11 protein-coding genes are annotated in these 13,670 nt (G+C 24.2%); 10 read left to right on the forward strand and 1 reads right to left on the reverse strand.

What is annotated here, in order from left to right:
• Nucleotides 1–572, reverse strand: a 572-nt coding sequence (locus tag H0H57_RS00170) for an ATP-dependent Clp protease proteolytic subunit (RefSeq protein WP_238784327.1), incomplete at its 3' end; no start/stop codon positions are given.
• A 122-nt stretch (nt 573–694) separates the two neighbouring features.
• Between H0H57_RS00170 and H0H57_RS00175 the strand changes: the two genes are divergently transcribed.
• From H0H57_RS00175 to alaS, 10 genes are all read left to right on the forward strand, one after another.
• Nucleotides 695–2,155, forward strand: a complete 1,461-nt coding sequence (locus tag H0H57_RS00175; RefSeq protein ID WP_317168244.1) for a lipopolysaccharide biosynthesis protein — start codon at nt 695–697, stop codon at nt 2,153–2,155.
• A gap of 9 nt (nt 2,156–2,164) precedes the next feature.
• On the forward strand, nt 2,165–2,545 hold the full coding sequence (locus H0H57_RS00180; protein ID WP_185863832.1) for a dCTP deaminase/dUTPase family protein: 381 nt from the start codon (nt 2,165–2,167) through the stop codon (nt 2,543–2,545).
• Nucleotides 2,546–2,571: 26 nt separating this feature from the next.
• The gene (locus H0H57_RS00185) at nt 2,572–3,597 is read left to right on the forward strand and encodes a sugar phosphate nucleotidyltransferase (RefSeq protein ID WP_185863833.1); all 1,026 of its coding nucleotides are present in this window, start codon (nt 2,572–2,574) and stop codon (nt 3,595–3,597) included.
• Between the two features lie 42 nt (nt 3,598–3,639).
• Nucleotides 3,640–3,852 carry a Sec-independent protein translocase subunit TatA/TatB gene (locus H0H57_RS00190; protein WP_394798851.1) on the forward strand — a complete coding sequence of 71 codons (213 nt, stop codon included), beginning with the start codon at nt 3,640–3,642 and terminating at the stop codon, nt 3,850–3,852.
• Nucleotides 3,853–4,017: 165 nt separating this feature from the next.
• Nucleotides 4,018–5,115: a lytic transglycosylase domain-containing protein gene (locus tag H0H57_RS00195; RefSeq protein WP_185863835.1), complete on the forward strand. Its 1,098-nt coding sequence runs from the start codon at nt 4,018–4,020 to the stop codon at nt 5,113–5,115.
• A 92-nt stretch (nt 5,116–5,207) separates the two neighbouring features.
• Entirely contained in the window at nt 5,208–6,194 is a 987-nt protein-coding gene (gene recA / locus H0H57_RS00200) for a recombinase RecA (RefSeq protein WP_185864067.1), read from the forward strand.
• Nucleotides 6,191–6,955, forward strand: a complete 765-nt coding sequence (locus H0H57_RS00205; RefSeq protein ID WP_185863836.1) for an MBL fold metallo-hydrolase — start codon at nt 6,191–6,193, stop codon at nt 6,953–6,955. The genes recA and H0H57_RS00205 overlap by 4 nt, the downstream gene beginning before the upstream one ends.
• A gap of 46 nt (nt 6,956–7,001) precedes the next feature.
• The gene (gene ccsA, locus H0H57_RS00210; protein WP_185863837.1) at nt 7,002–10,166 is read left to right on the forward strand and encodes a cytochrome c biogenesis protein CcsA; all 3,165 of its coding nucleotides are present in this window, start codon (nt 7,002–7,004) and stop codon (nt 10,164–10,166) included.
• 3 nt (nt 10,167–10,169) lie between these two features.
• Nucleotides 10,170–10,967 (forward strand): lysophospholipid acyltransferase family protein, encoded by a 798-nt coding sequence (locus H0H57_RS00215; protein ID WP_185863838.1) that lies wholly within the window; start codon nt 10,170–10,172, stop codon nt 10,965–10,967.
• 15 nt (nt 10,968–10,982) lie between these two features.
• Nucleotides 10,983–13,661: an alanine--tRNA ligase gene (gene alaS, locus H0H57_RS00220; RefSeq protein WP_185863839.1), complete on the forward strand. Its 2,679-nt coding sequence runs from the start codon at nt 10,983–10,985 to the stop codon at nt 13,659–13,661.
• The last annotated feature ends 9 nt before the right edge of the window (nt 13,662–13,670 follow it).

Consider the following 13,670-nt stretch of genomic DNA (forward strand, 5'->3'; position numbering starts at 1 on the left):
ATAGGGACCCCTGAATGTTTCGATATGATTTCATAAAGCTCTTTTTTCAATTTTAACATTTCTCGAACTGTTATTTCAATATCTGAAGCTTGACCTTGTGTTGCTCCTATAGGTTGATGAATCATAATTCTAGAATGTTTCAATGCTGATCTTTTACTTTTAACTCCTGCACAAAGTAAAACAGCGGCCATAGATGCAGCCATTCCCGTGCAAATAGTTGCTATATCCGGTTCTACAATTTGCATTGTATCATATATTCCTAATCCAGCATAAACATCTCCTCCTGGAGAATTAATATATATTTGTATATCCTTCATAGAATCTACAGATTGTAAAAATAATAGTTGAGCTTGCACTATGTTTGCAACTTGATCTTCTATTGAAGTTCCTAAAAAAATGACGCGATCCATCATTAAACGAGAAAAAACATCCATTTGAGCTACATTTAATTTTCTTTCTTCAACAATATAAGGAGTCATGGATTTAATATAATTATTCATTGTTAAACTACTAATTCTCTTATGTTTTTTTGCATATAGCATAAACTCTTCTGATTTTTTATGACAATCCATTTTTTTGAAATTGAAAATTTCATCAAAGTTACTTTCTTCTATGTAAAATTTTGTAAAAAAAAGTTTATACATGCAGAAAAAATACAGAAATTAGAAATTTTTAATCTTAAAACATATTGATTTTGTACAGAAAACTAGTAATACAAACAATTATATACTCTATAGGATTTGTATTTCCTAGAATTGTGAATTATGTTTTTTTAAAATTTTTTACTGTTTTTTTTAAAAGAGAAGAATTCTCTCTTTATACAGATATGTATGCATTATCTTTCATCGTTATAGGATTTCTTTCTTTTGGATTAGAAAATACCTACTTTAGATTTTTATATAAAAAAAATTATAACAAAGAAATTGTTTTTTCAACGGGAGTTATAATACAATTGTTGATTAGTTCTTTTTTTTTGGTAATTTCTATAATTTTAATAAAGTATTTATCTTTCATTGCTGGATATCATCATCATTCAGAATATTTTTTCATGTTTTTTTTTATTATCTTTTTTGATACAATTTGTGTTCTTCCTATGGCTTGGCTTCGTGCAAATGATAAACCTGTACAATATTCTACAATAAGTATTGTAAATATATTAATACAATCATTTCTAATGATATATTTATTTTTTTATTCTGATAATATTTTTTATGGTAAAAATACTTTCTTTTTTTTCATTTTTAGATGGATTAGTTCTTTTACAGATAAAATAGGTTATATATTTTTTTCGAATATGATCTCTTCTTTACTAAATTTATTTTTAGTACTTCCTATTCTTTTGAAAAAAGTAACTATAAAAAAATTTAATAAAAATCTGGCTATCAAAATGATAAATTATGGAATTCCTATTATGATAGGAACTATAGCTTTTTCTATTAATGAAAATTTAGATAAAATTTTGATTAAAAGATGGGTTTCAGATGAAATAAATGGATCTTATTCAGCTTGTTATAAAATCGCCTCTTTCATGAGTTTGTATCTTAGAATTTTTAGATTAGGAATTGAACCTTTTTTTTTTAGAAAATCTAAAGATTCCGATGCAATATATTTTTATGAAGAAATCATTTATATGTTTATTTTATTGGGATTAATTTTTTATGTGTTAATATGTGGAAATATTAACATATTTATGGAATTTTTAATTGATAAAAAATATCATGTAGCTATTCCCATTATTCCCATAATAATGATGGGAAATCTTTTTTTGGGAATTTATACGAATTTATCCATCTTTTATAAGATTATAGATAAACCTATTATTGGAACTTATATCTCATTAATTGGTGTATTGATTACTTTTTTATTTAATGCTATTTTTATTTTTATTTCTACTGATAACAGTTTTATGATTCCGGCTTGGGGTACTTTTACGTCTTATGGATTTATGCTCATAGTTTTATATTTTTGGGGAAAAAAACAGTTTTTACAATTTTGTAATAAAAAAATTAAAAATATTATAATGCATTTTTTATTTGCACTTTTTATCGTATTTATGATAAAAAAAGAAATGGAATTAAGCTTTTTATTACAATTTTTATATCTAATAATTATTTTTTTTTTAGAGAAAAAAAGATTGTCCAATTTAATCAAATAAAAATAAATTTTGCATAAAAAAATATATCGATCCACTTTAGTTTCCAGTATAAGAAGACCTGTTGAAATCAATTTTTTGAAAAGAAAATTGATTTCAACAGGTCTTCTTATTTATGAAAAACCTAGATGTTCTTTTTTTTTTAAAAAAAAAATGATAGAATCTATTTGTATCATTCATCTTACAAAAAAAAAAGAACATCCATTCTATAATGAAATTCAAATCATTGTAATAAACGTTTTTTCTGAAAAAAGAAATATAATCATTAAACCCAATGAAGAATTAGGAATATTAGATATCGTTACAGATGTTAAAATAAAATGGAAAAAATGTTCTATTTTAAATAAAAGTGTAAGAGGAAATAATAGTTTTGGAAGCACTGGAATATTATAATAAATAAAAACAAATAAAAAAATAATATGAAAATTATAATCCCCATGGCGGGAAAAGGATCACGTCTTTTTCCACATACTTTAAATACTCCTAAACCATTGATACATATTGCAGGAAAAACAATTTTAAGAAGACTGTTGGAAAATTTATCCAAACTTATTCAAGTTTTTTCTATACAAGAGATAATTTTTATTTTAGGAAACTTTGGAAATCAAGTAGAAAAACAATTAATACGTCTATCTCATGATATGAAAATTCATCCTATTATATATTATCAAGTGATCCCCCTTGGTACAGCAGATGCTTTGTTAAAGGCTAAAAAATCTTTAACAGGAGAACCAATTATTGTAGCTTTTTCTGATTCGTTATTTTATCATCATTTTTTTGATAAAGAAATTACTACTCATCAAATAGATAACATTATATGGACAAAAAAAGTTAAAAATCCTCATTTATTTGGCGTAGTCAAATATTCTTCTTCAGGAATCATTACTCATTTTATAGAAAAACCAAATAGTTATGTATCAAATTTTGCTATTGTTGGACTTTATTATTTTAATAATAGTCTGCTTTTAAAAAAAGAATTACAATTTTTATTAGATCATAACATTAAGAATGAACAAGAATATCAGTTAACTTCGGCTTTAGAAAATATGAGAAAAAAAGGAGAAAGATTCATTATCAAACAAGTAAAAGAATGGATGGATTTTGGTAATCAAAAAAAAACTATTTGTTCAAATTCCAAAATATTATCCATTGAATCTAAAAATTCAGAATTAATTCATAAAAAAGTCATTATAAAAAATAGTTTGATTATAAAACCTTGTTCAATAGAAGAAAATACAAGTATTGAAAACAGTATTATAGGTCCTTATGTTTCAATAGGAAAATTCACAAAACTAAAAAATAGTAATATAAAAAAATCTATAATTCAAAATTATACAATCATTCAACACGCAAATTTAAGTCATTCAATAATAGGAAATCACTCTATTTATATAGGAGAAAAAACAAAAAAAATAAGTTTGAGTGATTATTCTGTTTTCAAATAAATCAAATATTCATAATTTTTTTTATATTTGAAAAAAAATTCCATGTACATGGATTTTATTTCTATTTTCTCTATACCACTTGGTACTTTTGGTACCACAGAAATCGTAGTTATTGTCATTCTTGCTCTTTTACTGTTTGGAGGTAAAAAAATTCCGGAATTAATGAGGGGATTGGGAACTGGATTGAAAGAATTTAAAAAAGCTTCTGAAGAAGAAAAAAATTCAGAATCAGAAGTTAAAAAGGAAAAAAAATAAGAAATTTTTCTTTCATTTTACGTTTTACGTTTGTTGATTAGGACTTTTCTTTCTAAAATTTTAGAAACTAATCAAACTCATCCATTTTAGAAACTAATCAAACTCATCCATTTTAGAAACTAATCAAACTCATCCATTTTAGAAACTAATCAAACTCATCAAATAATGGAAACAACAAAAATAAGAAATATTATGTTTTTTGTGTTCATATTAAAAAGTTTGGTCATTCAATCTATATCAAAACCATTCTTGGAGCAAAAAAATGTAATCAATTATCATAAAAATGTTTTTAATCCAAAATTAGATTTAAATAATATACATGCAGAAAAATTATGGAATAAAACATTAGGAGGAAAAAAAAAATCTTTATCTGGAAAAAAGTACTCTCAAAATAAAAAAAAAAATACTGTTATTCTCAATGTTAATACTGAAGAATTAAAACGAAGACTAAATTTTTTAAATCAAAAATCTCAAATAAAAATATTAAAATACAACAGTATAGTACATGCTTCTATAGAAAGTTATATTCGTATGAATAAATATATAGGAAAAATTATTTCACTATCAGATTTTTTTTTTCCTATGTTTGAAGAAAAACTTGAAAATTACCGTCTTCCAAAAGAATTAAAATATTTAGCTATTATAGAATCCAATTTAAATCCTGTTGTGACTTCTAAAGCAGGAGCAAAAGGTATTTGGCAATTTATGCCTGAAACTGGAAAAATATATAATCTTGAGATTAATCATCTTTATGATGAAAGAAATGATCCTATTAAATCTACAGAAGCAGCTTGTAGATATTTGAAATTTTTGTATAAAAAAATAGGAAATTGGGAGTTTGTTTTAGCCGCTTACAATGCAGGACCTGGAACAGTGGACAAAATATTACAGAAATATAAAAATCGAAAAAATTTTTGGGAATTATTGGAATTTTTTCCGAAAGAAACCCAGAATTATATTCCAAAATTTATAGCTATTAATTATGTAATGAATTATTATAAGGAACATAATATTTACAAACATTATTCTTCTCCTTACAAATACAAATATAAAGAAACAATATTAATACCTATAAAGCAAAAAATTTCATTGAAATTTTTTGCTTTTAATTTAAATCTTTCCTATCAAGATTTAATCCTTCTCAATCCGCAATATCTTGTAGATCTTATTCCTTCAGGAAATAAGTTAAGATTGCCAAAAAATAAGATTTTTCTTTTTAAAAAGAAGGATATATTTTTTTTGAAAAAAATCCATACAAATTGATTGTTTTCATCTTTATCTATAAATAATAGAAAACATGTTTCTGTATTATGAATCAAACTGATTTATTGAATGAAAAATTAATTTTCAAAACTATGAACGAAAAAATTGAACAAAAAAGAAAATCTTTACAACTTGTATTGGAAAAAATGGATAAAATATATGGGAAGGGAACTGTAATGCAAATGGGAGATTCTCATATAAAAAATTTAGAAGTTATTTCTTCTGGGTCTTTAGGTTTAGATATTGCTTTAGGTATAAAAGGATTTCCAAAAGGTCGTATCATTGAAATATTTGGACCGGAATCTTCCGGTAAAACTACTTTAGCTTTACATGCTATAAATCAATCTCAAAAATTAGGAGGTTTTGCTAGTTTCATTGATGCAGAACATGCTTTTGATCGTATTTATGCTCAAAAAATAGGAGTAAATATAAAAGAATTAATTATATCTCAACCAGATAACGGAGAACAAGCACTAGAAATTGTAGATAATTTAATTAGATCTGGTGTTATTGATATTATAGTAGTTGATTCTGTAGCGGCTTTAACACCTAAAAGTGAAATAGAAGGAGAAATGGGTGATTCTAAAATCGGATTACAAGCGAGATTAATGTCTCAAGCTTTGAGAAAGCTAACATCTAGTATAGGAAAATCTAAAAGCATATTGATATTTATTAATCAATTGAGAGAAAAAATAGGAGTTTATGGAAATCCAGAAGTCACAACAGGAGGGAATGCTTTAAAATTTTATTCCTCAATACGATTAGACATTCGAAAAGGAAATCAAATTAAAAACGGAGAAAAAATATTAGGAAATAGAACCAAAGTAAAAGTAGTAAAAAATAAATTATCTCCTCCTTTTAGAACTGCCGAATTTGACATTATGTATGGAGAAGGAATTTCAAAAATTGGAGAAATTTTGGATATAGGAGTAGATTTAGGAATTCTAAAAAAAAATGCTTCTTGGTTTAGCTATGGAGATATAAAATTAGGTCAGGGAAGAGATTCTGTAAAAGAATTCTTAAAAAATAAAGAAAATATCATAAATGAAATACAAAACAATATATATAAGAATATATGAAAATTACTTTTTTGGGAACTGGAACTTCTCAGGGAATTCCCGTCATTGGATCTAAACATCCGGTATGTTTATCGAAAAACTCTAAAGATAAAAGACTTAGAAGCTCTATTTTAATTGAAAAAGATAAAAAAATTTTTTTGATAGATTGCGGACCAGATTTTCGTTATCAAATGCTAAGAAGTAATTACGAAAAATTAAATGCCATTTTTATGACACATGAACATCAAGATCATATAGGAGGATTAGACGATATAAGACCAATAAAGATGAAAAAACCCATTCCCATTTATGGATTACGTAGAGTTATAGAAAGTTTAAAAACAAGATTTTGTTATATTTTTTCGCAAAACAAAAAATCAAATATTTCCAAAATTTCTGTTCATGAATTAGATAATTATAAAAAATTTTTTTTCGTAGAAAATTTGAAAATTTTCCCTTTATCCATATGGCATGGACATCTTCCTATTTTAGGATTTCGTATAGAAAATTTTGCGTATATCACGGATGCTAGTAGTATTCCTATTCAAACCATACAACAATTAAAAGGGATAAACATATTGGTATTAAATGTATTAAGAAAAATAGTCAAAAATTCTTTTCCTTTCATGCTTTCTGAAACTTTAAATATTATTCAAATAATTCGTCCTAAAAAAACTTATTTAACACATATTAGTCATACATTTGGATTTCATGAAGAAATTGAAACACAATTACCTAAAAATGTATATCTGGCTTATGATAGATTAATTATATATGTATGATAAATTAACACAATAAAAATCCTATGTTAAAAAAAAATACAGGTAAATGCAACAAATAAAAAAAATACTTTTTTCCACAAAAATTACTTCCCTACTATTCTTATTATTAGCCTTATCTATGGCTATAGCTACTTTTATAGAGAAAATATATTCTACAGATGTATCAAAAATATTTATTTACGAATCTACTTGGTTTGAAGTTATTATGTTCCTTATTATAATAAACCTGATAGGAAATATATGGAAATATAAATTATGGAGTTATAATAAATTACCTTTATTCATTTTTCATTTTTCATTTATATTCATTTTTATTGGTGGAATTTTTTCTAGATATTTCAGTTTTGAAGGGACAATGTCTATAAGAGAAGGAAAAATAAATGGAAAAATACTTTCTAGTAAAAATTATATAAAATTAAAAATAAATCAAGGACCTAACACTAGGTTTTATCATGATCCTTATATTTTTTCTTCTTTTCATAATGGATATCAAGGAGTGTTTTTTTTTAAAAAAAATCCTTTGAAAATTAAAGTCATAGATTATATTCCATGTGCAAAAATATTTTTATCAAAAGAAAAAAACGAAGAAAAATTTATAAAAATAGTTTCAACAAATCAAAAAAAAAGAACGGAACATTTTGTTAAAAATGGTGAGATTATAAATGTTAATGGAATTTTATTTTCTTTTAATAGAAAAATTCCTTTTGGAATTATAATTTTTGAAAAAAATCATAGACTTTATATAAAATCATCTTTTTCAGGTAAAAGCATTAACATGATAAATAGAAAAATCAGTTTTTTTTCAAAAAAAGTTGATCATCTATTGAAAATTAAACATTTATATCAAATTAAAACCAATCGAAACCATGAAATAATGCAATGGGTTATTCCTGATAGAGTTGTAAAAGGAAAATTAAAATATGTAAAATCATGTGATCATGAAGAAGAAGAAAATAATAAATTAAGTGCGATTACGGCAAAAATATCATTTCAAAATCAATCCAAACTAGTAACCTTTTTAGGAGGAAAAAATACCACAAATATGAGTCCTCCTTTATTTTTTAATAATTATAAAATATCCATTGGATATGGATCAATTTTTTTTAATCTTCCTTTTTTTATAAAATTAAAAAAATTCAAATTGGAAAATTATCCAGGTTCTGAATTTCCATCCACTTTTATAAGTCATGTAACATTAATAGATAAAAATAAGAAAAAAAACTATTTCATTTATATGAATCATGTTTTGAATTATAAAGGATTTCGATTTTTTCAATCTGGATACGATCCAGATGGAAAAGGAACTCATTTTTCTGTTAATAATGATTATTTAGGAACATATTTTTCCTATATAGGTTATATTTTTATGAGTATAGGGATGTTTTTTACTTTATTTTGGAAAGGTACTAGATTTAATGATCTTAAAAAAAAACTAAAAGATTTATCTTATAAAAATTATTCAATATTATTTATTGGATTTTACTTTATAAGTAGTATACAAAATTTTGTATTTTCTCAAATACAAGAATTAAAAAAAATACCGTTAGAAAACGTTTCTGATGCAATTCATATTCCTAAAAAACATGGAGATAATTTTGGACGTCTATTAGTACAAGATCAAAAAGGTAGAATTAAACCTATTAATACAATCGCTATTGAATTACTTAGAAAAATACACAAAAAAGATTCTATAGGGAATTTAGATGCAAATCAATGGTTTATATCAATTCATCAAGATAATATATTTTGGACAAAAATTCCTTTTATTAAAGTTGATAAAAAAGGAGGACATGAATTTTTAAATAAAGTAAAAGCAAATCGACAATATTATGTTTCTCTTATGGATTTATATTTTATAGATTCAAAAATTTCGAAACTAAAATTTATTCTTCAAGAAGATTATGAACGAGCTTTTTCTAAAAATCCTTTTCAAAGAAATGAATATGATAAAGCCGTATTGAATCTTAGTGAACGTGTAGGAATAATGCATGAAATTTTTCAAGGAAAATATATCCGTATTTTTCCTATTCCTCATGATGTCAATCAGACTTGGTCTAGTTGGGTATCCAATTCAAATAAATTGAATCCTTTGGGTTTATCTATGTTTAATGATTATCTTAAATCTTTATTATTTTCTCAACATGAAAAAAATTGGAATATTGCGAATAAAGAAATTCAAAAAATACGATTATATCAAATCAAGTATGCAAAACCTATTTTGCCTTCAGAAAATAAAATATATGTAGAAATTATTTATAACAAATTAAATATATTTTATATATTATCTTTTTTATATGCTTTTTTTGGAGTTATTATTATTATTCATTCTTTTTTAACAATTTTTTTGAAAAAAAAATATATGATTTTTTTTTCAAAAATGTTTATTTCCATTTTATTCGTTCTATTTATTTTTAATTTTTTCGGATTAATTTCCAGATGGTATATTTCTGGACATGCTCCATGGACTAATGGATATGAATCTGCGATTTTTATTAGTTGGTGTTTGATCGGTATAAGTTTTTTATTTTATAAAAATCAATTTGTTTCAGGAATCACAGCTTTAATCGCATCCATTTTACTGATTGTTGCACATTATGGAAATGTGATGGATCCAGAAATAACCAATTTGGTTCCCGTATTAAAATCTCATTGGTTGATTATACATGTTGCAACCATCACATCGAGTTATGGTTTCTTTTTAACAGGAGCATTTTTGGGTTTTTTAGTCCTGTTCCTTTTTATATTAAAGGTATGTTTTCGTAATTATAGTGAAATGATTTACATTCATATTGAAAAATTGACTATTATTAATGAAATATGTTTGACTATAGGACTTTTTTTATTAACCATAGGAACTTTTTTAGGTTCTGTATGGGCAAATAATAGTTGGGGACGTTATTGGAGTTGGGATCCTAAGGAAACTTGGGCTTTGATTAGTATAATGATTTATGCTTTTTTATTACATATGCGATTAATTCCATATTTTAGAAGCATATTTATTTTTAATTTTTCCAGTATTTTATCTGTAAGTTCTATTTTAATGACTTATTTTGGAGTAAATTACTATTTATCAGGACTACATTCTTATGCAAAAGGAGATCCTATTTCTATTCCTTACTGGATCTATTATAGTTTGTTAGTTTTGTTAATTGTATCTATTTTATCTTATTATTCATTCAAATTTCATAACAAAAATAAAAAATATCAATAAACAGTGAATTTTCATTCGTTTTTTTTTAAAAAACATTTCAGAAAAAAAAAAAGTACTTTATTTAGAGATGCATTTGGTAATTTTCATTTTATAAAACGTTTTTTAATTTTTACTTTTGGTTGTATTTCTTATAATCGTTATAATGGATTTAATCGATTGCATTTGGAAGGAACTGAATATATAAAAAATTTACCTGATAAAAAAGTTCTTTTTGTATCTAATCATCAAACTTATTTTGCAGATGTTTTTGCTATGTTTCATGTATTTTGTAGTGTAAAAAATGGTTTTATCAATAGTATTAGAAATCCTATTTATCTTTTAAATCCGAAAGTTAATTTATATTATGTAGCAGCAAAAGAGACTATGAATCAAGGTATTTTAACTAAATTATTTATGTATTCAGGAGGAATTACTGTGAAAAGAATTTGGAAAAAAGAAAAAAAAAAAATTAATTGTTCTATAAATATATTATCTGATATCACTCGTATGGGTATCGCGATCAATGATGGGTGGTTAATTACTTTTCCACAAGGTACAACTCAAGCTTTTGCTCCTGGACGAAGAGGAATTGTTCACGTTATCAAAAAATACACTCCTATTGTTGTTCCCATTGTAATAGATGGATTTCAAAAAGCCTATGATAAAAAAGGAATTCGCATTAAAAAAAAAGGAGTATTACAAAAAATGAAATTTAAAGAACCTATTCAAATGGATTTGAAAAAAGAAACGACAGATTCTATTATGGAAAAAATTATGGATGCCATCGAACAATCTCCAAAATATAAAAAGGATAATTCATAAATTTCAAATAAATAAATGAAATATAAATTAATCAAAGATACTTTTCTAAACTTTTTTCAAAAAAAAAAACATAAAATTATTCCTTCTTTTCCCATTTATTCGAAAAATGATCCCACTCTTTTTTTCGTTAATGCCGGAATGAATCCTTTTAAAGACTATTTTTTAGGACATGTAACCCCTGAATATACGAGAATAGCAAATATTCAAAAATGTCTTAGAATTACGGGAAAACACAATGATTTAGAAAATGTAGGATATGACAATTATCATCATACTATGTTCGAGATGTTAGGAAATTGGTCTTTTGGAGATTATTCAAGAAAAGAAACGATAGAGTGGGCTTGGGAATTATTAACTAAAATATATCATATTTCTCATCAAAATATTTATGTTTCTGTTTTTATTGGAGATAAAAAAGATGAATTATCCATAGATAAAGAAACTTTGAAATTTTGGAAAACGTTAATTAACGAAAAAAATATTCTTTTTTTTGGAAAAGAATATAATTTTTGGGAAATGGGATCAACAGGACCTTGTGGCCCTTGTTCAGAAATTCATATAGATTTAAGAAATGAAAAAGAAAAAAAAGTTTTGTCTGGAAGATATCTTATTAACAAAAAACATCCTCAAGTAATAGAAATTTGGAATCTTGTTTTTATAGAATTTATAAGAAAATCAGATGGAACATTGGAAAAACTTTATAAAAAACATGTAGATACAGGAATGGGTTTGGAAAGATTATGCATGGTTTTACAAGAAAAAATTTCTAGTTATGAAACTGATATTTTTTATCCTATTATTCAAGATATAAAATACGATTTAGGAAATGTTTATAATAAAAAGGATTTTACACAAAATGTATCTATACGGATTATAGCAGATCATCTAAGAGCTATTGTTTTTTCTATTTTAGATGGACAATTACCATCCAATAACGGAGCTGGTTATGTAATAAGAAAAATCCTTAGAAGATCCGTTATTTTCTCTACCCGTTTTTTATCCAAAAAGGAACCTTTTATTTATAAATTTGTAGATTCTTTAATCAAAGAAATGAAAAATTCTTTTCCAGAATTGGAAAATAAAAAAAAATATATACAAAATATTATTAAAGAAGAAGAATTATCATTTTTTCGTGTTATTAAAAAAGGAAATAAAAAAATTCAACATATCATTACCCAACATAAAGAAAAAAATGAAAAAATTATTAATGGAGAAAAAATTTTCCAATTATATGATACTTATGGATTTCCCATGGAATTAACTAAAAAATTGGTTGAAAAAAAAAACTTGTTTATTGATGAAAAATCATTTCAAAAAAAATTATTGGAACAAAAAAAAAGATCCAAAAAAGAAAAAAACTCAATCATAAAAAAAGATTGGATACAAGTACATAATGATTTTGATCAAGGTAAAAATTTTGTGGGATATGATTTGATAGAATGTAATATTTTGATATTAAAATATAGAGAAGTAGAAAACAAACTCAAAAAAATCCATTATTATGAACTAGTTTTTTCTAAAACACCTTTTTATCCTGAAGGTGGAGGACAATTGGGAGATACGGGTTTTATCAAAAATAAAATTGATAAAATTGATGTTTTTGATACTAAAATAGAAAATTCTATTGTTATCCATTGTGTTCAAAGATTACCTTCAAATGTTTTTTCTTCTTTTATAGCTATAGTAAATCAAAATAGAAGAGAAGAAATTGAGAAAAATCATACTTCTACTCATTTATTACATTTCGCTTTGAAACAAGTTTTAGGAAATCATATTCAACAAAAAGGTTCTTATGTAGGAAACGATTATATAAGATTTGATTTTTCTCATTATCAAAAAATAAAGATTCAAGAATTGTATAAAATTGAAAATCTGGTTCAAGAATTAATTTTTTCGGATCTTTTATTAAAAACAAAAACATTTCATTCTTTACAAGAAGCCAAAAAAAATGCTTCTTTCAGTGAAACTTTTGAAAATAAATATAAACAACAAGAAGTTCGAGTTGTTACCTTTGGAGAATCTTCCGAATTATGTATTGGAACACATGTTAAACATACTGGATTAATTCAAGTTTTTGATATTTTATCAGAATCTTCTATATCGCATGGAATACGTAGAATTAAAGCTATAACTTATAAAAAAGCAATTCAACATTTAAAATCTATTCGTGATCAATATCAATCTATAAAAAAAATGATGAAATATCCAGATAATCCTATGAAAAGTTTCTCAATTTTGAAAAACTCTAATGAAAAATTAAAACAAAAAATATCAAAAATTCATTTCGAGAAAATAAAAATATTAAAAAAAGAATATTCTTTAAAAGCCATACAACTATCTTCTATCAAATATATATGTGAAATTGATCTTGATCAAGAAAAAGAAATAAACATTATGAAAAAAATAGTCTTAGATTTAAGACATGAAATTCATAATTTATTTATGATTACAGGATTTGTAAAAAATGAAAAAGTAATTCTTTTTATATCTGTTTCTGATTCTGTTATTAAAAATCATAATATTCATGCTCATAAAATCATATGTAAAATGGCTTCTCATATACATGGAAAATATTGGGGAAACTCTTCTTTTGCTACATCTATGGGAACTAAAAAAAATGGATTGAATTTAGTTTTAAAAGATGCAATAACATATCAAAATTATCTACAAAATAAATGTTTAAATTTAAAGTAAAAACAGTCA

Origin of the sequence: Blattabacterium cuenoti (assembly GCF_014251755.1) — a bacterium.
Taxonomy (GTDB): Bacteria; Bacteroidota; Bacteroidia; order Flavobacteriales; family Blattabacteriaceae; genus Blattabacterium; species Blattabacterium cuenoti_AN.